Origin of the sequence: Mesorhizobium sp. M0598 (genome assembly GCF_040320865.1) — a bacterium.
Lineage (GTDB): Bacteria > Pseudomonadota > Alphaproteobacteria > Rhizobiales > Rhizobiaceae > Mesorhizobium.
Genome location: NZ_JAMYQL010000018.1, coordinates 94862 through 117500, shown reverse-complemented (window position 1 = coordinate 117500; position 22639 = coordinate 94862). Strand labels below are relative to the sequence as shown.

The following is a 22639-nucleotide window of genomic DNA, read 5'->3' as shown; positions in this document are numbered from 1 at the left end:
GCTTCACGCGAGACAACCCCTCTGTCGCCTTCGGCGACATCTCCCCCTCAAGGGGGAGATCGTCAGCGTCGCGCGCTTACCGCCAGCTCCGGCTTCTGGCTGATGGTCTGGAACACGACGCAGTAGCGCTCGGTCAGCTTGAGCAGCGCATCGATGCGCTCCTGCGGCTCGTCGGTGTCGAGGCCAAATGTCAGCCGGATGGCGCGGAAGCCAACCGGCGCATCCTTTGCCACGCCAAGCGTGCCGCGAAAGTCTAGGTCGCCTTCGGCTTCCACCGTGGCGGCCCCAAGCTTGAATTCCAGCGCCGTCGCCACCGCCTTCAGCGTGACGCCGGCGCAAGCCACCAGTGCCTCCAGCAGCATGTCGCCGGAGCAGAGTTCGAGCCCGGTGCCGCCGGTCGCCGGATGCAGCCCGGCAATGGCGATCGCCCTGCCTGTCTCGACCTTGCAGGCGATCGATTGGTCGTCGATCGAGCCTTTGGCGCGGAGAGTAATCAGCGCGCGCGAGGCGTCGTCGCGATAGGCCACCTTCAGCGGCGCCTGCATGGCCTTCAATGCGATCGCGTCCATTTCGTTTCTCTCCCATAGTTGCCTGGCTTCGCTGCCTAACGTCGATGCCGCCTGCCCAAACGCAAGTCTCCACTGGCGTAGCGCTTGGCAGGGTTTCGCCTGTATAGCCTGACGATACGGGGAGCATCCAACGCCTTCACACCGTCTCTCGCAACACATTCGTAAGGCCGCCGGACATATGGCCGATATCGCCATCGTGGAAACCCGCGAACGGGTTCTTGCCGGAATCCTGTTCACCGGGGCTGCCTACCTGCTGTTTTCGATGCAGGACGCCTCAAGCTGACACTATGGTGTCAGGAAGGGGCAGCGCAGGCTGGTGAGATGACGGGATCGCTGGACATGCCATGCACAGTGGAAAGCGCCCGCGAGCGTACCCTCGGCATCATCCTGGTCTCGGCATCGGCGGCCGTCTTCGGCCTCACCGGCGTGCTGACCAAATCGATCCATGCCGACCCGCTGACCATTACCTGCTGGCGCGGCTTCGTCGGCTCGATCCTGATCAGCCTCTATGTCCTATGGCGCCGCCAGCGCTCCGGCGGTCGCGACAGCTTGCGGCTCGGCTGGCGAGGCTGGCTGCTGGCGATCGAGGGCGCGCTCGCGAGCATCGCCTTTATCTCGGCGTTCAAGTTCACCTTTGTCGCCAATGTCGCGATCATCTATGCCACGGCCCCGTTCGTCACCGCGCTGCTGGCCCTCCTGTTGGTCCGCGAGCCGTTCCGGCTGCAGACGCTTGCCGCCGCTGCTGTGTCACTATGCGGTGTGGCAATCATGGTCTGGTCCGGCTTCGGCACCGGCCATTTGTTCGGCGACGGGCTGGCGCTGCTGATGACGATCGGCAGCGCGCTCTACATGATCATGGTGCGCGCCTTCCGCGACACGCCGGTGGTGTGGGCGGGTGCGGTGTCGGCATTCCTTCTGTTCGTGCTCGGCTGGTTCGTCGCCGATCCGCTGGCTGTCTCGGCCAGGGACGCTGTGCTTCTAGCCACCTTCGGCGCCTCGTTCGCGCTGGCTTCGATCCTGTGGACGGAGGGTACCCGGCTTATTCCGGCGGCCGAGTCCGGATTGCTGGGTTCAGCTGAAGTGCCATTCGCGATACTGTTTGCCTTCCTGTTCCTGGCGGAGATCCCGCCGGCAGCCAGCATGGTCGGTGGCGCCATCGTGCTTTGCGCGGTGTTCGCTCACGCCGGCCGCGACTGGCTGATGGCCAGGCAGCGCGCAGCGGATGCATGACCAATCCTCGCCGCGCCCGAGCGCGAGTTGGTGGTCCGATCACGAGAAATCCGGTCCTGAAAATTAATTTGAAAAGTCATGGAACCATCATAGGGCTCAGGCATTATGGCTGCGACGGGCCACCCCAAGTCCCCCCAAACCCCTCGGCCCGTCCTACTCAGAAGCCGACCGCAAGGTCGGCTTTTTCTTTGCTGGCTCGATTGGCCAAGGCCAGGTTGCCGCTGAACAACGCGGCCAGATCCTGCGCCGGCCGGTCGGCATCCTCACGCAAGCGGACGGCGAATTCGGCGATCGGCACCGGCGGCAGATCAAGATCGCGCGGCGCCTCGACGATGCCGGAATGAGCGAAGCGCGCCGTCCTCAACGTCAAGGCGATGCCGGCGTGCACCGCCGTGCGCAGGCCGGCAAGGCTGGCGCTGCCGGCAGCAATGCGGTAGCGACGGCCGGCCGCATCGAGTGCACTGGTCGCCGCTTCGCGAAACCCGCAATGGGGATCGAGCAGCGCCAAGGGCAGTTCGTCGTGGCGGGTGGCCAGCCCGTTCTGTGAGCAAAGCCAGATCATTGGTTCCTTGAGCACACCGACTTCGTCGCGTGTCGGCACCTGCCGCATGGCAATGGCCAGATCAAGGGTGCCGGCCTGCAAAGCCTGCGCCAGTTCGGCGGAACGGCCGACGCGCAGTTCGATCCTGACGCGCGGATGGCTGACAGCAAAAGCCCTGAGAAGCTGCGGCAAGCCGCTGTCGGCGAAATCCTGCGTGGTGCCGATGGCGACGCGCCCGTCGGCGTGCGCGCCTTTGAGGGCCAGCCACGCCTCGCGGTGCGCGGCAAGGATGCGACGCGCGTGAACGATCAGATCCTCGCCTGCCGGCGTCAGGCCGCGCCCTCGCCCCTGCGGCACCAGCAGCGGTTCGCCGACAACATCCTCCAGCCGCTGCATCTGCGCGGTCACTGCGGACGGCGAGCGACCGACGATCGACCCGGCCCGCGCCAGGGAACCGCCATCGACGAAAGCGAGGAAAGTCTTGAGGAGGTCGGGATCGAACATCTGCATAATTCGATACTATCAAAGTGTTTATCAAAAACAATTCGATTTTTTTGATCAAAGGACGATGGCATGATTTTCTCGACGGCGAAGAGGCGCCGCTTGAAACCGAGGAGAAGAAATATGCCGATCATCAATGTCAGCGTTACCGGCAAGCCCGATGCCGCTTTGTCCGCCGCCATTGCCAAAGAAGTGACCGAACTGACGGCCACGCATCTGCGCAAGGATGCGACGATCACAGCTGTTGCCATTTCCTATCACGACCCCGAGCACTGGTTCGCCGGCGGCAAGTCGCTGGCCGAGCATGGCACCAACACGGCGTGGCTCGACATCAAGGTTGTCGACGGCACCAACACCAAGCTCGAACTGGAGGCGTATCTGCAGGCAATTTTCGCGGCATTCGGCCGGCTGCTGGGTAAGGTGCATGAGGAAAGCTACGCCCTCGTGCATGAAGTGCCTGCAGCCGCCTATGGCTTTGGCGGCAAGACGCAGGAATTCCGCTTCATCAGCGGAAGGATGAAAGCGGCGTAGCTGCGATAGGCAGCCGAGCCGAATCAAACATAGGAGAGAAGGAAAAATGGAGCCGCATTGACGTTGATCCAACTTCGGCTAGGTTCTCACCCGAAGCGGCCACTGAAGAGCCGTGACGTGAGATCGTTGGGAGATGCGGCGATGATCCTGACACTGGCGCTGCTTGCGGGTCTTGTCGCGGCCTGGCTGCTGATCGGAGTGGTGGAGAAGTTCCGCCTCGGCCTGCGTTTGAGCCAAGCGCTGCTCTACGTGCCGTTCAAGCTCGCCTACCGGATCAGCGACGAGCGCATCAAGATTGCGCGCAGGTCGGTGGCCCCGGTCATCTATGTCATCTGGCATCAGTCACGCATCGAGCCGGCGCTGATGCTGTCGCTGCTGCCGGAGGACACGCTGCACATCCTCGACCAGGCTTCGGCCAGATCGCCGTGGCTGGAGCCGTGGCGCGAGCTCGGCCGCACCATCGCCTTCAACGCCGAGCATGTCTTCGTCAGCCGCAGATTGGTGCGGGTGCTGAAGGGCAAGGGCCGGCTCGCCGTTTACCTGCCGGATGCGGTCGAGCCAGACGTCAAGTCGTTTCGGTTGTTTCGCGCCATCACCCGTATCGCCATGCAGGCCGACGCCCGTATCGTGCCGGTCTTCGTTGCCGGCGCACGCAGCCTGCCGGCCTCGCTGACGCCGGCGGACAAGGCGCCGCGCCATTGGTTTCCGCAGCTGTCGATCAGCGCGCTGGAGCCGATGACCATCGCCGAGCTGGTGGCGCGGAACCCAGATCAGGCCTCCAACACCAATGCGCTGTTTGATCGCTTCGCCGAGGCCAGGCTTTTCGGAAGTGATCTCGACCGAGGGCTGTTCCTCGCCATGCGCGATGCGGCCGACCGTGTTGGCGCTTCGCACCCAATAATCGAGGACGTCATTGGCGGTGCCCTGAGCTACCGGAAAGTGTTCATCGGCGCCAGGGTTTTGGGCCGACGGTTCGAGGCAATAACAGCGCCGGGCGAAGCGGTTGGGCTGCTCCTGCCCAACGCCAATGGCGTCGTGCTGTCGTTCGTCGGACTTTTGTCGGCTGCGCGGGTGGCAGCAATGATCAACTATACCGCCGGCCCGGCCAGCGTCACCGCCGCCGTCCGCACGGCGATGATCCGAACCGTGGTCTCCTCACGCGCCTTTGTCGAAAAGGCCAACCTCGCCGACATCGTCGAGGCGGTGGAAAAGGGCGGGGCGAAACTGCTGTGGCTGGAGGATGTCCGCGCAAGCCTGACCGTGCTGGACAAGGCCGCAGCCGCCTTGCTGTGGCGCTGGCCGTTGCAGCGCCAGGATGCGGCCAAGCCGGCAGTGATCCTGTTCACCTCCGGCTCGGAAGGCACGCCCAAGGCCGTGGTGCTGTCGCACCGGAACCTTCTTGCCAATGCGATGCAGGCGGAAGCCCGCATCACCATCTCGCCGGCCGATATCCTGCTCAACGTGCTGCCGGTGTTCCACTCGTTTGGGCTGACCGGCGGCACCATCCTGCCGCTGGTCACCGGAATAAAGCTGTTCCTCTACCCGTCACCGCTCCACTACAAACTTATTCCGGAGGTGGCGCGCAAGGTCCGGCCGACGGTGATGTTCGGCACCGACACGTTCCTCGCCAACTATGCCCGCACCGCCAAGGACGGCGATTTTTCAAGCCTGCGCTTCGTCGTGGCCGGTGCCGAGGCGGTGAAGCCGGAGACGCGCCGGGTTTACCGCGAGCGCTTCCAGGCCGAGATCATCGAAGGTTTTGGCTTGACCGAGGCCGGACCAGTGGTTGCCGTCAACACCGCCATCCACGGCCGCGATGGAACGGTCGGGCGGCTGCTGCCGGCCATGCGCATGAAACTCGAACCGGTCGAAGGCATCAGCGACGCCGGCCGGCTGTGGCTCGACGGGCCGAACCTGATGATGGGCTACATGACCGGCGACCGGCCTGGCGAGCTGCAGCCGCTCGAAGGCTGGCACGACACCGGCGATATCGTTTCGGTCGATCGCGAAGGCTTCATCACCATTCGCGGCCGCGCCAAGCGCTTCGCCAAGATAGCCGGCGAGATGGTATCGCTTGGTGCCGTCGAGATGCTGGTGCAGTCGCTGTGGCCGGAAGAGCATCACGCCGTGGTAGCGGTGCCGGACAAGCGGCGCGGCGAGCGCCTCGTTCTGGTCACCACGGCCGACAATGCCGATCCCCACGAATTGCGCGAATTCGGCAAAAAAGCCGGCGCGGCCGAACTGATGGTGCCGAACGACATCGTCAAGGTCGAGGAGATCCCGGTACTGGGCTCCGGCAAGACCGACTATGTCTCGACTAGAAAGCTGGCACTCGAGAGGCTGGGACTGAGCGCAGCCGCCTGAGGTTTGCTGTCGAGAACTCTAAAGCCCCGTCGTGCGACGCGCTTTAGATTCTTGCTTTTATGCATGCCGTTATCGCAGAACCGCTGCACACTTTTGCGCGAATGCATTAGAAGACCACCACCGACAACAGCAGAATGGCGCCGACGGCCATCATCAGCAGGCCCGGCCAGTTCTGCGACAGGCCGAGAAACCGGAGCCCGCGCCGCCGCGGCTCCAGGGTCGGACCTGGTGTTGCGAGGTAAGGCGTCGGACTGTCCGGCGCGGTGGAGACAGCGGCCGGTTCACTAAGCCGCCCGCGCATGATGGCTGCTACCGCCATATAGACGAGGCCGGCGACAGTCAGTAACACGCCGATGAGGATGACAGCCATTTCTCCTCGTTTCCGATGGTTCTGCGCCCGATGCGGCAGCTTTGCGCTACGTCGACGACGTATCACGAGCAGCCGCTCAAGCGGACCTACCAACACAAACGGTCTAGCCGCCCAGCAAGTTCCGAAAACGGGGTTTTTGAGGTGCGTTCCACAGCGCCGCGTGCTCTGCGAGCCGCTCCCAAGTCTAAACGGATGACCCCTTTTCGGAATCATGCACTGCCAGGCGCAACGCGAACTGGCACCAAATCCGTCAGCCAATATCCGAGGACGGCACCTTCTCGCCTTCGCGCTTGGCGCGTCTCGAATAGGCCCGCACGCTGAACGGCAAGAAGAGCAGATAGCCGGCAACCGAGGCCGTCAGCGTATACCAGGGATAGGTCATCAAAAGCAGGACGTAGAGGACGACTGCGAGGATGATCGGCAGCACCCTGTCGCCCGGTATCCTGACGCTCTTGCCGGAATAGACGGGCAGTCTGCTGACCAGCAGGAACGCCACCAATATTGTAAAGCCGGTGGCAATGAAGGCTGCCAGGCGGCTGGGTTCAAGCCCAAGCCTGAGGAAGAACAGATAGAGCGGCAGCATCACCAGCACCGCACCCGCCGGCGCCGGCACGCCGACGAAATATTCGGTCTGCCACTGCGGACGGTCGAGCTCTTCGTCGAGCACGTTGAAACGGGCAAGCCTCATCCCACAGGCGATGGTGAACAGCAGCGCGGCGATCCAGCCCGGCGAACCTGCCCTGTCGAGCAGAAAGGCATAGAGCACCAGCGCCGGTGCCACGCCGAAATTGACGATATCGGCCAGCGAATCCATCTGGGCGCCGAATTTGGAAGTCGCCTTCAGCATTCGCGCCAGACGGCCGTCGATACCATCGAGGAAGGCCGCGAGCAGCACCATCACCACCGCTGGCTCGAAGCGGCCCTCGAAGCCGAAGCGAATACCGGACAGGCCGGCGCAGATGGCGAGCACCGTGACCAGATTGGGCAGCACCATGCGCATCGGGATTTCGCGAATGCGCGGGCCACCGCCGCCATGCGCCTCGAATTTCTTGAACGGCGGGGCCACCGGTCAGGAGATCCGCACGAGCGGCGTTGCGGCAACGCCGCCGAATTCCGCCAGCACCGTCTCACCGCCAACTGCGGTCTGGCCGACGGCGACACGCGGCGTCGCGGTCGAGGGCAGGAATACATCGACGCGCGAGCCAAAGCGGATCAGCCCGAAGCGTTCGCCGGTGCCGATGGCGCCGCCGGGCTCGGCCCAGCAGACGATGCGCCGCGCCACCAGGCCGGCAATCTGTACCGCGGCGACCGTTCCATTGGGGCTTTCGATGACCAGCCCGTTGCGCTCGTTCTCGGTGCTTGCCTTGTCGAGTTCGGCGTTAAGGAATTTTCCTGGCCGATGCTCGATCCTGGAAATGCGGCCACGCACCGGAGAGCGGTTAACGTGGCAGGAAAAGACGTTCATGAATACCGAGATGCGGGTCATTTCGCCGCCGCCGAGGCCAAGCTCGCGCGGCGGCACGGCCGGGCCAACCGCCGAAACGATGCCGTCGGCCGGGCTGACAACCAGCCGGTCATCGATCGGCGTGACACGCTCGGGATCGCGGAAGAAATAGGTGCACCAGGCCGTCAGGATGAGACCGATCCAGAACAGGGTCGAGGAGAAATAGCCAAGAAAGAGCGTCGCCGCGCCGAATGCAGCGATAAAGGGATAACCCTCGCGATGGATCGGAACGAACGCATTCTTGATCGTGTCAACGAGGCTCATGGATGAGGGCAACCTTGGTTCCAAGTCCGGCCTCAATAGCGGAAACACCCCGCGGTCGCAACGCGACAATGAGAGCGCTCGGGGGGTGGCGGTCGCCGCCGTTTCAGGATGCCGTTAGCAGCATCCGGACTGCCGAAGTGATCAACCGGAAATGTTCATTGCGATTGTCGGAACGCAGCACTCTCGCCCGTCCTTGGCAAGACAGCGCCTCTCATCGGCCTTTCGGCCATGACGATTTGCGCAAACCCGGAGGTTCTCGGCCCATGCAGAAATCAGCAGCTAGGCAAGTGCAAGTGGTGATGAACGGCTTGGCCTTCGGCGAGTCACCGCGCTGGCACGATGGCCGGCTGTGGTTCTGCAACTGGGGCACAGGCCAGATCATCGCCGTTGACGCCCTAGGCAACAGCGAGATCGCGCTCACCGTGCCGGCCACCCTGCCCTATTCCATTGACTGGCTGCCGGACGGGCGCCTGCTTGTCGTGTCCGGCCGCGAAGGGCTGATCCTCAGGCAGGAGGCAGACGGGACATTGGTCACCCATGCCGATCTGAGACAACTATCAAAGAGCCCGTGGAACGAGATCGTCGTCGATGGACGCGGCAACATCTACGTCAATGGTGGTGGGCCCGTTCCGGATCCCGGCCAGCATTTCGGCCCCGGCGCCATCGTGCTGGTCGCGCCTGACGGCTCGGTTCAGCAGGTGGCTGAGAACCTCGCCTTCGCCAATGGCATGGCGGTGACGCCTGACAACAAGACGCTTATCGTTGCCGAGTCCCACGCCAACCGGCTGACCGCCTTCGACATCGCTGCCGATGGTGGCCTTTCCAACGGCAGGATCTGGGCCAATCTCGGCAACGGTTTTCCCGACGGCATCTGCCTCGATGCCGAAGGTGCGGCCTGGTACGCCGACGTTCCGAACCGGCATTGCGTGCGGGTGCGCGAGGGCGGCGCGATGCTCGAAAGCGTCGACGTCGATCGCGGCTGTTTTGCCTGCATGCTCGGCGGCAGCGAGGGAAAAACGCTGTTCATCGTCGCCGCCGAATGGCACGGCTTCGAACATATGATTAGCGATGCCCGTACCGGCCAGGTGCTCAGCATCGAGGCTACCGCGCCGGGCGCGGGCTGGCCGTAGAAGAGCTTACACCCCGGGAATCCGCTGATAGTTGGCGATATCGGCCTTGACGCCAAGTCGCGCAATGGTCTCCTGAGGATTGAAGCCGATGCGCTCATGCGCAGCCTTGATGATCGGCACGACCTTGTCGACGGCGGCCTGCCCTTCCCATTCGACAATGGTCACGAGGTTGAACTCGCCCGGCCCCGAGAATTGCTCAAGCAGGAAATCCTGGACGAACCCTTGCTGCTGGCGCAGCAAATCATGCGTCATCCGGACCTTGGCAAGAATCTCCTCGCGGGCGTTGGCCGGAACGACAAACTTGTCCACCCGGAATACACTGCCGCCACTAACTGCCTGATTTATCCCATTCATATCGATTGCCTCCGTTTTTGAACGACGCATCTTGCTGCGATCCAAAACGGCCTACGATCTCAACTTAAGTTGAGGTCAAGCACGAATTTTCAGCTCACCTCCGAGGTGCGGCGGCGGACGACGACGCCGAACTCGTCGCTTTCGCGGGCGATGCGCAGCCGCTCCTCGGCCTCGCTTGCCTCGCGCTGGCGGTCCCACATTGATGCATAAAGGCCGCGCTTGGCTATCAAGGCGACATGGGTGCCGCGCTCGGCGATCTGGCCATCCTGCAGGACGATGATCTCGTCGGCCGAAATCACTGTGGACAGCCGATGGGCGATGACGAGGGTGGTGCGGCCCTGGCTGACCAGGTCGAGTGCCGCCTGGATCTCCTGCTCGGTGTGGCTGTCCAGCGCCGAGGTCGCCTCGTCGAGCATCAGGATCGGCGGTGCCTTCAAAATGGTGCGGGCAATCGCCACCCGCTGCTTCTCGCCGCCAGACAGTTTTAATCCGCGCTCGCCGACCATTGAGCGATAGCCGTCGGGCAGCCGCTCGATGAACGGTCCGATCTGGGCCAGTTCTGCCGCCTTGCGCACATCCTCCTCGCTGGCGCCGACGCGGCCGTAGCGGATGTTGTAGGCGATGGTGTCGTTAAACAGCACCGTGTCCTGCGGCACCATGCCGATGGCAGCGCGCAAGCTCTCCTGCGTCACGTCGCGAATGTCCTGGCCGTCGATCAGAATCTTGCCGCGCTGGATGTCGTAGAAGCGAAACAAAAGCCGCGAAATGGTCGACTTGCCGGCTCCGGAGGGGCCGACGATGGCCACCGTCTTGCCGGCTGGCACCTCGAAGCTGATGCCCTTCAGGATCTTGCGGTTCGGGTCGTAGGAAAAATGTACGTCGCGGAACTCGACCCTGCCGGCATCGACGACCAGCGGCTTGGCGCCCGGCCGATCAACGATCTCACGCTTGACGTCGAGCAGATCGAACATGTTTTCGATGTCGGTCAGGCCCTGGCGAATTTCGCGGTAGATCATGCCGATGAAATTCAGCGGCACCGAAAGCTGCATGAGCATGGCGTTGACGAAGACGAAATCGCCGACGCTTTGTGTGCCCGCCTTCACCTCGAGCGCCGACATCACCATGACGACGGTCATGCCGATACCGAAGATCACACCCTGGCCGAAGTTCAGCCAGCCAAGCGAGGTCCAGGTCCTGGTCGCCGCCAACTCGTAGCGCGCCGTGGACCGGTCGAACCGCTCGGCCTCCATGGCTTCGTTATTGAAATATTTGACTGTTTCGTAGTTGAGCAGCGAGTCGATCGCCTTCGTGCTGGCTTCATTGTCGCTTTCGTTCATCTCACGGCGTATCGAAATACGCCAATCGCTCGCCCTGACGGTGAACCAGACATAGAGCCAGACCGTGACCGCAATCACCAAGACGTATAGCCAGCCATAGGTGACGGCGAAGATGCCGGCGGTGAGCGCGAATTCGACGATTGTCGGCGCCGTCGCCAGCATGGTGAAGCGGACGATCGTCTCGATGCCCTTGGTGCCGCGCTCGATGACGCGCGACAGTCCGCCGGTGCGCCGTTCGAGGTGGAAGCGCAGCGACAGTTCGTGCATGTGCACGAAGGTGCGGAAGGCGAGCCGGCGCACCGCATGCTGGCCGACCCGTGCAAACAGGGCGTCGCGTAACTGGTTGAAGCCGAGCTGCACCAGCCGCACGGCATTGTAGGCGACGACCAGCATGACCGGCGCCAGCAGCAGGGCCGGCAGCGGCGGCGGCGATTTGCTATCGCCGGCCAGTGCGTCGGTCGCCCATTTGAAGAAATAGGGTCCGGCCACCAGGGTCAGCTTGGCGACAACCAGCAGTACGGTTGCCCACACCACGCGCGCCCTCAGGTCGGCGCGGTCGGCCGGCCACATATAGGGCCAGAGATTGCGCAACGTTCTGAAGGTCGAGCCGGAATCTGCGGAAACGGTTTTCTCGGCCATTCTTGTTTACCTTTATGATTTTAGCGGCCGGAGCAGCAGGAATCGACCAGCGCGGCCAGCGATGCCGAAACATCGGCGAGCGCGGCGCGGTCGAGTTCATAGCGCGAGCGCTGGCGGTCAGGCTCGAAGCGGATCAGCCCGGCCTCGACCAGGATCTTCAAATGCTGGGAAACGGTGGACTGCGCCAGGTCGAGATGCTCGACGACCTCGCGACAGCAGCAGGAACGGCTTGCGGAAAGGTGTTTGAGAATTTCGATCCGCGCTGGATGCGAAAGGGCCGCGAGCCGGACAGCGACAGCGCGGCTATCCGGCGTGCAGCTGGCCGGCGTGCAGTTGGCCGGCGCGCGTTCATCTGCCGCGCGGCTTCGGTCCGTTACGAGGGGGGATTCGGTCATCGTCCATCGGCGATAAACGATGACTGGCCCTGCCGCAAGCTATCCTGATGGGCAGAACGGCTACTCGGACTTGACTGGCGCCGTCGTCATCTGGTCGCCCATTGCCTTGAGATCGGCGGGCTCGCCTTCCTTCGATTTCTCCGGCACCTTGAACACCTGCCCCGGCCAGATTCGGTTCGGATTGCTGATCTGGTCCTGGTTGGCGAGATAGATGGTCGAGTAGCGCATGCCTTGGCCATAGACCCGCCGCGAAATCCGCCACAGCGTGTCATGGCGGCGGATGATGACTGCGCCATCGGCATGTTCGAGCTTTGGCGCCACGGTCTCGGGCGTTTCGCCCGGAGGCGTTGCGACAGCCATTTCGGCCGGGGCCTCGGTTGCAGGAGTGGGGGCAGTTGCGGGCGTTTCGGTGGCCGTTGCCGGTGCGCCTTCGGTCGCCGGAGCATTCGGCTCGGCTGGTTTTGTCCCGGCAGGCTTCTGCTCGGCCGGCGCCACGGCCGCAACCGCCTCACCAGGCTCGCGCTCGAACGGCACAGCCGCACGGGCAACCACCGTCACGCCGTCGGCATCGAGCGCATCGACGTGGATGGTGTAGGTGCCGACCGGGATGTCGCGTGTCGCTTCGACCAGGAAGTGGCGGTCGGGCGAGGTCTTCGCGTCACCGAGCAGGATATCGTTGGCATACGCACGCACCTTGCGGCCGGGATCGGCGACGCCGGCAACGAAAATCTTGTTGCCGTCGATTTCGACAGCTTCGACGACGATCTTCGGCTCCGCCGCGGAAGTAGCGGGCGCTGCCGGTGTGGCGGGCGCTGCCGGAGCCGGCGCGGCTTCAACAGCGGCCGGCGCGGCAGGAGCAGACGCTGCTGGAACATCAGCCGCCGGGGCGGCTGGCGCCGGCGCTGCGGCAGCCGGCAATTCGGTGCCCGTGGCGGGTGGCTGAACGGCCGCCTGTTCGCCGACAGGCGGCGAGGCGTCAGATTTCGCCTGAGGGGCCGGAACAGTGAGCAGTTCGGACGGCTTGCCCGGCTCCTCGACCATTGCCAGCACTTGGCCGGTGGAATTCTGGGGGATCGAAACGACGGCGGTCTGCGCCGAGGCGGTCACGACATTGCCAGCCGTAGAGCGCAGCGTGATCGTATAGTCGCCGGGCTTCAGCGGATCGTCGAGAATAATGGCAAAGGCGCCGTCAGGGCCGGCGACCGTTGAGCCGAGCACAGCCGAACCGTTAAGAATCTCTACCTTGGCGTTGGGCGCCGAATTGCCGGCGACGACGATCGAGCCGTTGCTTTCGACGCGCACGATGTCGAAGGTCGGCACGATTGCACCTGCTGCGGCCGGCGCGGCGGGCGCTGCGGCATCGGTGGACGCGGCGGGCGCAGGCGGCAGGCGGCCCTCGGTCGCCGGAGCGGGCGGTTTCGAAGCCGGCGGCGTCAGCGCCGCGACCTCCGCAGGCCGGGTAGAATTGAGATACGGGTCGAGTGCGCCCGATACATAGGCGGTTCCCGTTGCTGCGACAGAGCCGCCAGCCGCGAACAAAAACGCCTTCAATGGATTAATTGCCATGTTTCCCTGCCCCTTAGCCACCTAATTTCGGTCTAGCCTGTTTTGCCAAAGCCGACAAGAAAAAGCCCGCCCCGGGGCTTGACCATGCCTATAGTCCCTATCACCAATCATAACATGAACACGATTCGATCTGTCTGCGTCTATTGCGGCTCGTCCCCCGGCCGAGATGAGACCTATATCAAGGCCGGACACCTGCTTGGCCGCTCGATCGCCAAGTCCGGCCTGCGTCTGATTTATGGCGGCGGCACTAAAGGGATCATGGGTGCCGTCGCTGAAGGGGCATTAAAGGCCGGTGGCAAGGTAACCGGCATAATTCCACGTTTTCTGATCAACCGGGAGGCGACCGAAACCGCGCTTAACCGGCTCGACGAGCTCGTCATCACCGACAACATGCACCAGCGCAAGCACAGGATGTTTGAGAAATCCGACGCCTTTGTGGCGTTGCCCGGCGGCATCGGCACCGTCGAGGAGATCGTCGAGATCATGACTTGGGCACAGCTCGGCCATCACCGCAAGCCGATCGTCTTCGGCAACGTCGGCGGGTTCTGGGATCCGATGCTGGCGTTGCTCGACCACATGGCAACGGAGGGCTTCATCCACACGGCGCAACGGGTCAAGCCGCTGGTGGTCGGGGATCCGGAAGCAATCGTCGCCGCTATCATGGTGGCGGGATCCTCTGTCGATGCACCGACGGAGGGCGTGCAGTCGGTGATTGATAAGATGTAGAGTGAATGGTGAATGGTGAATGGTGAATGGTGAATGGTGAATGGTGAAGTAGAAGACTTTCCAAACCGGCGCCTGTCTATTCACTATTCACTCCTTCCCTACTGCCTTCCTCAAGTCTCCGATGACCGCACGCTTGTCCTGACGCCGCCAGGCGAGATGGATCGAGACGGTGCGTTCGAACCACGGCAGATCGCGAAACACGATCTGAGGCGGCGCGGCACTCCGCAGGCTGGCCTGCACCGTCGCCAGCCCAAGCCCGGCGCTGACCAAGCCCAACGACGTCAACGGATCGGTCGTCTCATAGGCTATGTCGGGCAGGAAACCGGCCTTCGCGCAGGCGGCGAGAAATTGGCTGCGGTTGGTGTCGTCAGGCTGGCGCACCACCGTGATCCAGGTACGGCCGTCCAGTTGCTGCGGCAGTATCTCCGCGATTTCTGCCAATGGATCGCCTTCCGGCATCGCCAGAACCAGCGGCTCGCGCATGATGAGCATGGCGACGATGTCGGGATCATCGGCAGAAGGAGGCGTGTAGACAAGGCCCAGATCGAGCGATCGTTCGCGCAGCGCTTCGATCTGGGCGGCGGAACGCTGACCCTTCAGTTGAAGATGAAATTCGGGCCGGTCGCGGCGAAACTGGCGCAGCATCCGAGCGACAAGCCCGGCATGGACCGCACCTTCCACATAACCGATGGCGAGACGGCCGACCGTACCGCTGGCGAGATTGCGGCCGAGCTCCTCGAGCCGTCTTGCATGGGCCAGCAGCGCACGCGCCTCGGCAAGAAAAGCGCGGCCCTCGGCATTGAGATGAACCCGCTGCCTCGCCCTCTCGAACAGTGCGACGCCCAGCTGCTCCTCCAGCTGAATGATCTGACGGCTGAGCGGCGACTGCGAGATGTGCAGCAATTCGGCGGCACGCCCGACGTTGCCGGTTTCGGCCACCGTGATGAAATAGCGGAGCTGGCGCAGGTCGAACATTGTTGCTTCGATGCTCAAGTCCCGTGAGGTCTCAAATTTAGCCTAATCAGTCTTGGACTGTCTGGCCAGCAGAAGCGAATATTTCCGCCATTCCAACGGCCAACATCAGGAGATTCCGATGCAGTTCTTTGCTCTTCTTGCGCGCAACACCGAAAAGTTCACCGACGCCGATTTCGCGCCGCTGCTGCCTGGCGAGGCCGAGCAGCGCCGCACGCTCTATGCCGAAGGCGCCGTGCGTCAGGTGTGGAATCGGGGCGACATTCCCGGCAGCGGCATGATGTTCGAAGCCGGCAGCGATGCGGATGTGCGCCATCATCTTGCAACTCTACCGCTGGTCAAGGCCGGCATGATGGATATTGCCGCCGTCCTGCCGCTGCAGCCATATCCCGGCTTCGGGCCGAAGCGCTGAGCGCTCGTGGAAGACGCGGCTGCCGGCATTAAGACCGGCCAGCCGCCTTTCTTCGTTACGCGGCTCGAGCTGATGCGGAAACGGTCTTGCGCGCCGAAGAAAACATCGACCAAGAGTACATCGCCAGTGCCGCCCAGATCAGCCCGAAGGCTATGGCCTGAACACTGCCGAAGGGTTCGCCGAAAATCAGCACCGCGATCAAAAAGACGATCGTCGGCGCGATATATTGCATGATGCCGATGGTGGAGAGGCGCAGCAGCCTGGCGCCGAACGCAAACAACAGCAGAGGCACGGCGGTGACCGGACCGCAGCCGATCAGCAAGGCGGTGTCGTTCAGCGAGCTGGAGATGAAATGATCCTGTCCTGTGGCGATCAGGAAGATGATGTAGCCGAGTGCCGGCACCGACAGCAGCAGCACTTCAAGCAGGAAGCCCTGGCTCGGGCCGATTGGCAGCGTCTTGCGGAAGAAGCCATAGGCGGCAAAGGAAAAGGCCAGCACCAGCGACACCCAGGGCAGCTTGCCGGCGTCGATGGTCAGCACCGCGACCGCGATTGCCGCCAGCACCACCGCCGCGATCTGCAGGCGGTCGAGCCGCTCGCCGAGCAGCAGCGCGCCGACAACGACGCTGACCAGCGGGTTGATGTAGTAGCCGAGCGCGGTCTCGATGGTGCGGTCGACCGCGATCGCCCAGACATAGATGCCCCAGTTGACCGAGATCAGCGCCGCCGTCAGCACCGCCATCGAAATGATGCGCGGTGAACGAACTGCCGCTTTGAAATCGGCAGTGCGACCGGCCCAGACCAGGACAGCGGCCGCGATCGGCACCGACCAGACGATGCGGTGGGCAATGACTTCGGCCAGCGGCAGATGCGCGACAGCCTTCATGTAGAAGGGCAGCAGCCCCCAAAGCAGGTAGGCGCCGAGCGCCAGCAGGAAGCCGCGACGAGCTTTGGTATCGGGCTCGATTTGAAGTGCTTGGGTAGCCATGGCCCAAGGCTATGCGCCAGCGGCTTGCCCAAAACCATCGCAAATTGCTGATGGATCAATGGAGTCTCGCTGATGGTTCAACGCAACTGTCGATTTCGACAATTGCCGCTGCATGCGAGAGTGAGTGCCGCGGTCCTACCCCAGCACAAAACGATCTCTCAACGCTGAGCAGGCTTTTCCTTGAGTTCGAAAAAGACACTGTCGGGCGTGCCTTCATCGTGTCTGAAGCCCGTCAGCTCCGCCGCGAGATCGAGGGGAAGGTCAAAAACAAGATCGACCTCGGCACCTTCGGTATCTTGTTGATCTTGTTTTGAAAAACACTGCCGCTTCAGCGCTTCGAACGACGCGGGTAGATCACCCGTGACATGCAGGTCCCTAACGGTCTTGTCTCCGCTATGCCAGACTTTCCAGATGTTCCTTCCGTCACGCCAGAATTCGGCGCGTGCAAACATGACATGTTCTTCTACGTGCGCGATAATGACTTCTCGCCCTTGCGAGATCGCGGCCAGATATTGCTGAGGCGGGTTCGGAAAGCTGCAGGGATCGAGAACGATGATCGCCCAGTTCTTTTTGCTGGCATGGGCATTCACCGGTGCTTCGAAAATCTCCGATGGATCGCCAATCTCGCGCCCGAACAAGGCCGCAGCCTCTTTTATTCCGTAACCACGAAAGCCCAGCCAGCTTATCGAGAAGCCCATTTCCTCACTCCGCCGCTGCCAATCCCGCCATGTCGCGGTTCTTCATCAGCTTGTAGACGATCGAATCCATCAACGCCTGGAACGAAGCGTCGATGATGTTTTCGGAGACGCCGACCGTCCACCAGCGCGCGCCGGTGCCGTCATGCGATTCGATCAGCACGCGGGTGATCGCCTCGGTGCCGCCATTGAGGATACGCACCTTGAAGTCGGCCAGCTCGAGATCGGCGATTTCGCTCTGGAATTTGCCGAGATCCTTGCGCAGCGCAATGTCGAGCGCGTTGACCGGGCCATGGCCTTCGGCGACCGACATCTTCTCCTCGCCCTCGACCAGCACTTTCACGATCGCCTCCGAGACCGTCTTCAGCTGGCCGTTGGCGTCGAAGCGGCGCTCGACCATGCAGCGGAACGAAGTGACGCGGAAGAATTCCGGCAGGCCATGCAGCATCTTGCGCGCCAGAAGCTCGAAGCTGGCGTCGGCGCCTTCGTAGGCGTAGCCCTCCGCCTCACGTTCCTTGACTACAGCGATCAGCGCGTCGAGGCGATGGTCATCCCGGGGCATGTCGATGCCGCGCCGCTTCAGCTCGGCCAGGAAATTGGCCTTGCCACCTTGGTCCGAAACCATGACGCGGCGGCGGTTGCCGACAGTCTCTGGCGGCACATGCTCGTAGGTCGCCGGCTCCTTGGCCAGCGCCGAGGCATGGATGCCGGCCTTGGTGGCGAAAGCGGAGGCGCCGACATAGGGCGCTTGCGCTTCGGGCGCGCGGTTCAGCAACTCGTCGAAGGCGCGGGATAGGCGCGATATACCGGTCAACGCCTCTGCCGAAATGCCGGTTGCAAAGCGGCCCGAAAAGGCCGGCTTCAACGCCAGTGTCGGCACGATCGAGATCAGGTTGGCGTTGCCGCAGCGCTCGCCGATGCCGTTCAGCGTGCCTTGGATCTGGCGCACGCCGGCCTCCACGGCGGCAAGCGAATTCGCCACCGCCTGGCCGGTGTCGTCATGGGCGTGGATGCCGAGATGGTCGCCCGGTATGCCGGCCGCGATCACCTTTTCGACGATGACGCGCACCTCGGAGGGCTGCGTGCCGCCATTGGTGTCGCACAGCACCACCCAGCGCGCGCCGGCATCGTAGGCCGTCCTGGCGCAGGCCAGCGCATAATCGGGGTTGGCCTTGAAGCCGTCGAAGAAATGCTCGCAGTCGACCATCGCCTCCTTGCCGGTAGTGAGCGCCGCCTCGACCGAGGCCTTGAGCGCCTCGAGGTTCTCCTCATTGGTGCAGCCGAGCGCGACGCGGACATGGTAGTCCCAACTCTTGGCGACGAAACAGATGGCGTCCGACTTCGACTGGACCAGCGCGGCAAGCCCAGGATCGTTCGAGATCGACACTCCTGCCCGTTTGGTCATGCCAAAGGCAACGAACTTGGCATCGGCCGTGCGACGCTCGGCAAAGAAGGCGGTGTCGGTTGGATTGGCGCCGGGGTAGCCACCCTCGACGTAGTCGATGCCGAACTCGTCGAGCAGCTTGGCGATGGCGATCTTGTCCTCGACGGAGAAGTCGACACCCGGCGTCTGCTGACCATCGCGCAGCGTGGTGTCGAACAGATAAAGGCGCTCGCGAGCCATGGTCATTTCCCGGCAAACATGTCCGTTGCGCGGATCAGCCTGTCGAGGATGCCCGGCTCCGAATAGGCGTGGCCGGCGCCTTCGATCAGATGGAAATCCGCTTTCGGCCACGCCTTGTGCAGCGCCCAGGCGTAACGCGCCGGGCACGGCATGTCGTAGCGGCCGTGAACGATGGTACCCGGGATATCCTTAAGCTTCCATGCATCGCGCAGCAGCTGTCCCTCTTCCAGCCAGCCGGCATGGACGAAATAGTGGTTCTCGATGCGGGCGAAAGCCAGGGCATAATCATCCTGGCCGAAGGGACCGCTGGTTTCCGGTTCCGGCAGCAGTGTGATCGTCTCGCCCTCCCACAGGCTCCAGGCGCGGGCGGCCTCGACCTGCGCCACAGGATCGCTGCCGACCAGCCGTTTGCGGTAGGCGGCCATCATGTCGCCGCGCTCGGCCTCCGGGATCGGCGCCAGAAACCGCTCCCACTTGTCGGGGAACATCTCCGACACGCCGAACTGGTAGTACCATTCGAGTTCGGCGCGGGTCAGCGTGTAGATACCGCGCACGACCAGTTCGCTGACCCGCTCGGGGTGGGTCTCGGCATAGGCCAGCGCCAGCGTCGAACCCCACGAACCGCCGAACACCAGCCATTTGTCGAAGCCGCACATTTTTCGCAGGCGCTCGATGTCGGCGACCAGGTGCCAGGTGGTGTTGGCTTCAAGCGAGGCATTGGGCGTCGATTTTCCGCAGCCGCGCTGGTCGAACAGGATGACATCGTACAGCTTCGGATCGAACAGCCGCCGGTGCTTTGGCGAAATGGTGCCGCCCGGCCCGCCGTGCAGGAAGACAGCCGGCTTGGCCCCTCTGGTGCCGGAGCGCTCCCAATAGACCTGATGGCCATCGCCAACGTCGAGCATGCCGGACTCGAAAGCCTCGATCTCGGGATAGAGGGTACGGAATTCGCTGCTCATAATTTCAGGCCCTGCTGCGGCCAGTTGGCCGTCTCGTGATCTGGATGCTGGAAGGAGATGATGGATTCCTGTCGCGCGTAGAAATCCGGGTCGTCATGGATCGGCGCGTCGAAGATCGTCTCGACCCAAGGCAGCCTGGCGGCGTAGTTAACCTGGATCTGCGGCGCCAGATCGGAACGGTCGTCGAAGGCGCCGATGGCGATCTCCAGCGCGCCGGGCTGGCGGTAGGTCAGCGGTGTGCCGCAGCGGGCGCAGAAGCCGCGATCGATGTTGACCGACGACTGAAAGTAACTCGGCTCCTCGCGCACCCATTCGACGCCGTCGCTCGGCACTGTCACCAGCGCGCCGAAAAACGACCCGAACTGTTTCTGGCACATGCGGCAATGACAAATGGACGGGCGGCCGAGCGCCCCGTGGATGCGAAAGCGCACGGCGCCGCACTGGCAGCCGCCGGTACGAACGGTTTCGGTCATGATTTTTCCTCCGGCGGCCATTGTTCGGTGTTGTGGTCGGGATGTTGGTAGGAGACGAGATCGGCGAGATAGGAGGCCGACGAGACGTCGGCCATCGTTTCCTCACCTGGCAATTCGTGGACGTGATCCACGTACGGGAGCTTGGCTTCGACACCCCATTGGATGGTCGGGGCGATCTCGTCGGGGTGGTCGAATGTGGCGATGGCGAGGGCCACCCCGTCGGGCGCTTCGAAGGTCAGCGGCGTGCCGCATTCGGCGCAGAAACCGCGCAAAGCCGCGTTGGACGAGCGGAAGCGTTTGGGCTCACCGCGCGTCCAGTCCAGCCTTGCGCCGCGCACCGAGACCAGCGGCAGGTAGAAATTGCCGCTCGCCTTCTGGCACATGCGGCAATGGCAGACGGAAGCATCGCCGAGCGCTCCTTCGACGCGGAAGCGCACCACGCCGCACTGGCAGCCGCCTGTATAGACCGGTCTGTTGTCGAGGCTCATCGCGCACTACTCCGGGGCATGGCAAACCGCCTCGACATTGTTGCCGTCGGGATCGAAAACAAAGGCGCCATAATAGTTCGGATGGTAGTGCGGGCGCAGGCCCGGCCCGCCATTGTCCTTGCCGCCGGCGGCAATCGCCGCGGCGTGAAAGGCATCGACCTCGGCGCGACTGCGAGCGGTGAAGGCGACATGCTGATGATCCTTCGGCTTGTCCTTGCCGGCATGCAGCCAAAACACCGGCCGGTCGCGGCCGTAGCCGCCGACCTTGGCGCCGCCGGTATATTCCTGCGGCACCATGTAGAGCAGCGAGGCGCCGAGCGGCGCCATCGCCTTGTCGTAAAAAGCCTTCGACGCGTCGAAATCCGAAACGGTGATGCCGAGATGATCGATCATCTTTTTACCTCCCAGGTGGTGATGCGTTCGCCGGTGACGGGGTCCTTGCCGTCCTTCAACTGGATGCCTTGCGTCAGCAACTCGTCGCGGATGCGGTCGGCCTCGGCCCATTTCTTGGCGGCGATCAGCGCGAGGCGTTTGGCGATTCTGTCGTTGATTGTCTCCCTAAGCTGCTCGATATCCACACCTGCGCTAGCAGCTCTCTTACTAGTCCAGGACTGGATAGATTGATGTTCGAAGCCGAGTACATCGAGGCAGAACCGTAGCCTTGATCCAAAGGCGCCTTCAACGTCGTGGACAATTTTGTTCCGTAACGTTTGGATATATTTGATTGCCTCGGTCGTATTTAAGTCGTCGCCCAAAACCCGTAAAAACTCTGTATCTCGAACGCCGTTAGGATATTGGGAACCGAGCGTTATGAGATCGTTTGCGATCTTCAGAGCCTCTTCCAGCTTGCGTACGGAAAAGTCGATCGGCTCGCGATAATGCGTCATCAGCATCGCCAGCCTGAGCACCTCGCCAGGCCATTTGCGGCCGCCAAAAGTCTCCGTCTCCAACAATTCGGTGATCGAATAGAAATTGCCCAGGCTCTTGGACATCTTCTGGCCCTCGACCTGCAGGAAACCGTTGTGCATCCACACCTTGGCCATCGTTTCGGTGCCGTGGGCGCAACGCGACTGCGCGATCTCGTTCTCGTGGTGCGGAAAGATCAGGTCGAGACCACCGCCATGGATGTCGAACACCTCGCCGAGATAGGCGGCCGACATCGCCGAGCACTCGATGTGCCAGCCTGGCCGACCCCTGCCCCACGGGCTGTCCCAGCCCGGCTCCTCGGGCGAAGACAATTTCCACAGCACGAAATCCTGCGGGTTCTTCTTGTGCGCATCGACGGCGACGCGGGCGCCTGCCTGCTGCTCGTCGAGATTGCGCTTCGACAACTGCCCGTAATCCGGCATGGAAGCGGTGTCGAACAGGACTTCTCCAGCCGCGACATAGGCATGGCCGCGTTCGATCAAGCGCTGAATCAAGAAGATCATGTCGACCTTGCCGTCGGGCCTGGGCTCGACGAACTCGGTGGCGCGCGGCTCGACCGTCGGCTCCAGGCAACCGAGCGCCGCCACGTCCTTGTGGAACTGACCGGCGGTCTTTTCGGTGACCCGCCTGATCGCTTCGTTCAGCGACAGCCTGCCAGAGGCAATCTCGCCGCCGAAATCGCGCAGTGCGCGGGCGTTTATCTTGTCGTCGACGTCCGTAATGTTGCGGACGTAAGTGACGTGCGCTTGCCCGTAGAGATGGCGCAGCAAACGGAACAGCACGTCGAAGACGATCACCGGCCGCGCATTGCCGATATGGGCGAAGTCGTAGACCGTCGGGCCGCAGACATACATGCGCACGTTGCGCGGATCGATCGGGAAGAAATCCTCCTTGCTCCGCGTTAGCGTGTTGTAGAGGCGCAGGCTCTTCGATGCGTCAGACATACGTGCGTTCCCGGTGCGTTACTTTGGCATGATCTTTTGGGATCGTGCTCTGGATGGAGTCGGTTACGCCGAGGCGCAAATCGGGGTCCAGCCTGCTGGCCGGGGCGTTTGTCCAATCTGGGAGGAGATGAGGCGA

24 protein-coding genes are annotated in these 22639 nt (G+C 63.0%); 6 read left to right on the top strand and 18 right to left on the bottom strand.

Annotated elements, in window-relative coordinates; genetic code table 11:
• Positions 1–62 precede the first annotated feature (62 nt).
• Positions 63–569, bottom strand: a complete 507-nt coding sequence (locus NKI59_RS21745; RefSeq protein WP_352706682.1) for an OsmC family protein — start codon at positions 567–569, stop codon at positions 63–65.
• 321 nt (positions 570–890) lie between these two features.
• Between NKI59_RS21745 and NKI59_RS21740 the strand changes: the two genes are divergently transcribed.
• Positions 891–1799 (top strand): DMT family transporter, encoded by a 909-nt coding sequence (locus NKI59_RS21740; protein ID WP_502899634.1) that lies wholly within the window; start codon positions 891–893, stop codon positions 1797–1799.
• Between the two features lie 157 nt (positions 1800–1956).
• Here the strand turns inward: NKI59_RS21740 and NKI59_RS21735 are convergent, their stop codons facing one another.
• On the bottom strand, positions 1957–2850 hold the full coding sequence (locus tag NKI59_RS21735) for a LysR substrate-binding domain-containing protein (protein WP_352706679.1): 894 nt from the start codon (positions 2848–2850) through the stop codon (positions 1957–1959).
• 114 nt (positions 2851–2964) lie between these two features.
• Here NKI59_RS21735 and NKI59_RS21730 point away from each other — a divergent pair, with 114 nt between their 5' ends.
• Complete coding sequence (locus tag NKI59_RS21730) at positions 2965–3372, top strand: tautomerase family protein (RefSeq protein ID WP_023677725.1); 408 nt, start codon at positions 2965–2967, stop codon at positions 3370–3372.
• A gap of 141 nt (positions 3373–3513) precedes the next feature.
• A complete protein-coding gene (locus NKI59_RS21725) occupies positions 3514–5736 on the top strand; it encodes an AMP-binding protein (protein ID WP_352706677.1) in 2223 nt (740 codons plus the stop codon).
• 106 nt (positions 5737–5842) lie between these two features.
• Here the strand turns inward: NKI59_RS21725 and NKI59_RS21720 are convergent, their stop codons facing one another.
• The 3 genes from NKI59_RS21720 to NKI59_RS21710 form a co-directional block, all read right to left on the bottom strand.
• The gene (locus NKI59_RS21720; protein ID WP_023677727.1) at positions 5843–6106 is read right to left on the bottom strand and encodes a hypothetical protein; all 264 of its coding nucleotides are present in this window, start codon (positions 6104–6106) and stop codon (positions 5843–5845) included.
• Between the two features lie 250 nt (positions 6107–6356).
• Positions 6357–7172 carry a CDP-alcohol phosphatidyltransferase family protein gene (locus tag NKI59_RS21715; RefSeq protein WP_023719846.1) on the bottom strand — a complete coding sequence of 272 codons (816 nt, stop codon included), beginning with the start codon at positions 7170–7172 and terminating at the stop codon, positions 6357–6359.
• Between the two features lie 3 nt (positions 7173–7175).
• Entirely contained in the window at positions 7176–7874 is a 699-nt protein-coding gene (locus NKI59_RS21710) for a phosphatidylserine decarboxylase (RefSeq protein WP_352706675.1), read from the bottom strand.
• A gap of 263 nt (positions 7875–8137) precedes the next feature.
• On the opposite strand from NKI59_RS21710, the gene NKI59_RS21705 reads away from it, so the two are divergent.
• Entirely contained in the window at positions 8138–9004 is an 867-nt protein-coding gene (locus NKI59_RS21705) for an SMP-30/gluconolactonase/LRE family protein (RefSeq protein ID WP_352706673.1), read from the top strand.
• A gap of 6 nt (positions 9005–9010) precedes the next feature.
• Here the strand turns inward: NKI59_RS21705 and NKI59_RS21700 are convergent, their stop codons facing one another.
• The 4 genes from NKI59_RS21700 to NKI59_RS21685 all read right to left on the bottom strand — a co-directional run bounded on the left by NKI59_RS21700 (position 9011) and on the right by NKI59_RS21685 (position 13295).
• Positions 9011–9358 carry an antibiotic biosynthesis monooxygenase gene (locus tag NKI59_RS21700; protein WP_352620473.1) on the bottom strand — a complete coding sequence of 116 codons (348 nt, stop codon included), beginning with the start codon at positions 9356–9358 and terminating at the stop codon, positions 9011–9013.
• 89 nt (positions 9359–9447) lie between these two features.
• Positions 9448–11334, bottom strand: a complete 1887-nt coding sequence (locus NKI59_RS21695) for an ABCB family ABC transporter ATP-binding protein/permease (RefSeq protein WP_023677732.1) — start codon at positions 11332–11334, stop codon at positions 9448–9450.
• A 20-nt stretch (positions 11335–11354) separates the two neighbouring features.
• Positions 11355–11729 (bottom strand): ArsR/SmtB family transcription factor, encoded by a 375-nt coding sequence (locus NKI59_RS21690; protein WP_352706671.1) that lies wholly within the window; start codon positions 11727–11729, stop codon positions 11355–11357.
• 60 nt (positions 11730–11789) lie between these two features.
• Positions 11790–13295: a LysM peptidoglycan-binding domain-containing protein gene (locus NKI59_RS21685; protein ID WP_352706669.1), complete on the bottom strand. Its 1506-nt coding sequence runs from the start codon at positions 13293–13295 to the stop codon at positions 11790–11792.
• A 114-nt stretch (positions 13296–13409) separates the two neighbouring features.
• On the opposite strand from NKI59_RS21685, the gene NKI59_RS21680 reads away from it, so the two are divergent.
• Positions 13410–14021, top strand: a complete 612-nt coding sequence (locus tag NKI59_RS21680; protein ID WP_352620468.1) for an LOG family protein — start codon at positions 13410–13412, stop codon at positions 14019–14021.
• A gap of 87 nt (positions 14022–14108) precedes the next feature.
• Here the strand turns inward: NKI59_RS21680 and NKI59_RS21675 are convergent, their stop codons facing one another.
• Entirely contained in the window at positions 14109–15014 is a 906-nt protein-coding gene (locus NKI59_RS21675; RefSeq protein ID WP_352578950.1) for a LysR family transcriptional regulator, read from the bottom strand.
• A gap of 100 nt (positions 15015–15114) precedes the next feature.
• Between NKI59_RS21675 and NKI59_RS21670 the strand changes: the two genes are divergently transcribed.
• Complete coding sequence (locus tag NKI59_RS21670) at positions 15115–15405, top strand: muconolactone Delta-isomerase family protein (protein ID WP_352706667.1); 291 nt, start codon at positions 15115–15117, stop codon at positions 15403–15405.
• Positions 15406–15460: 55 nt separating this feature from the next.
• Here the strand turns inward: NKI59_RS21670 and rarD are convergent, their stop codons facing one another.
• The 8 genes from rarD to cysS form a co-directional block, all read right to left on the bottom strand.
• On the bottom strand, positions 15461–16393 hold the full coding sequence (rarD, locus tag NKI59_RS21665; protein ID WP_352706665.1) for an EamA family transporter RarD: 933 nt from the start codon (positions 16391–16393) through the stop codon (positions 15461–15463).
• A gap of 158 nt (positions 16394–16551) precedes the next feature.
• Complete coding sequence (locus NKI59_RS21660) at positions 16552–17091, bottom strand: hypothetical protein (protein WP_352680783.1); 540 nt, start codon at positions 17089–17091, stop codon at positions 16552–16554.
• 4 nt (positions 17092–17095) lie between these two features.
• On the bottom strand, positions 17096–18718 hold the full coding sequence (gene cimA / locus NKI59_RS21655; RefSeq protein WP_352680784.1) for a citramalate synthase: 1623 nt from the start codon (positions 18716–18718) through the stop codon (positions 17096–17098).
• The gene (gene pip / locus NKI59_RS21650) at positions 18715–19671 is read right to left on the bottom strand and encodes a prolyl aminopeptidase (RefSeq protein WP_352540787.1); all 957 of its coding nucleotides are present in this window, start codon (positions 19669–19671) and stop codon (positions 18715–18717) included. Before pip ends, cimA begins: the two co-directional genes overlap by 4 nt.
• Positions 19668–20144 (bottom strand): GFA family protein, encoded by a 477-nt coding sequence (locus NKI59_RS21645; protein WP_352448982.1) that lies wholly within the window; start codon positions 20142–20144, stop codon positions 19668–19670. The genes pip and NKI59_RS21645 overlap by 4 nt, the downstream gene beginning before the upstream one ends.
• A complete protein-coding gene (locus NKI59_RS21640; RefSeq protein ID WP_352706661.1) occupies positions 20141–20632 on the bottom strand; it encodes a GFA family protein in 492 nt (163 codons plus the stop codon). Before NKI59_RS21640 ends, NKI59_RS21645 begins: the two co-directional genes overlap by 4 nt.
• 6 nt (positions 20633–20638) lie before the next feature.
• Entirely contained in the window at positions 20639–21025 is a 387-nt protein-coding gene (locus NKI59_RS21635) for a VOC family protein (RefSeq protein WP_352454382.1), read from the bottom strand.
• Positions 21022–22503 (bottom strand): cysteine--tRNA ligase, encoded by a 1482-nt coding sequence (cysS, locus tag NKI59_RS21630; protein WP_352680786.1) that lies wholly within the window; start codon positions 22501–22503, stop codon positions 21022–21024. Before cysS ends, NKI59_RS21635 begins: the two co-directional genes overlap by 4 nt.
• Between the last annotated feature and the right edge of the window lie 136 nt (positions 22504–22639).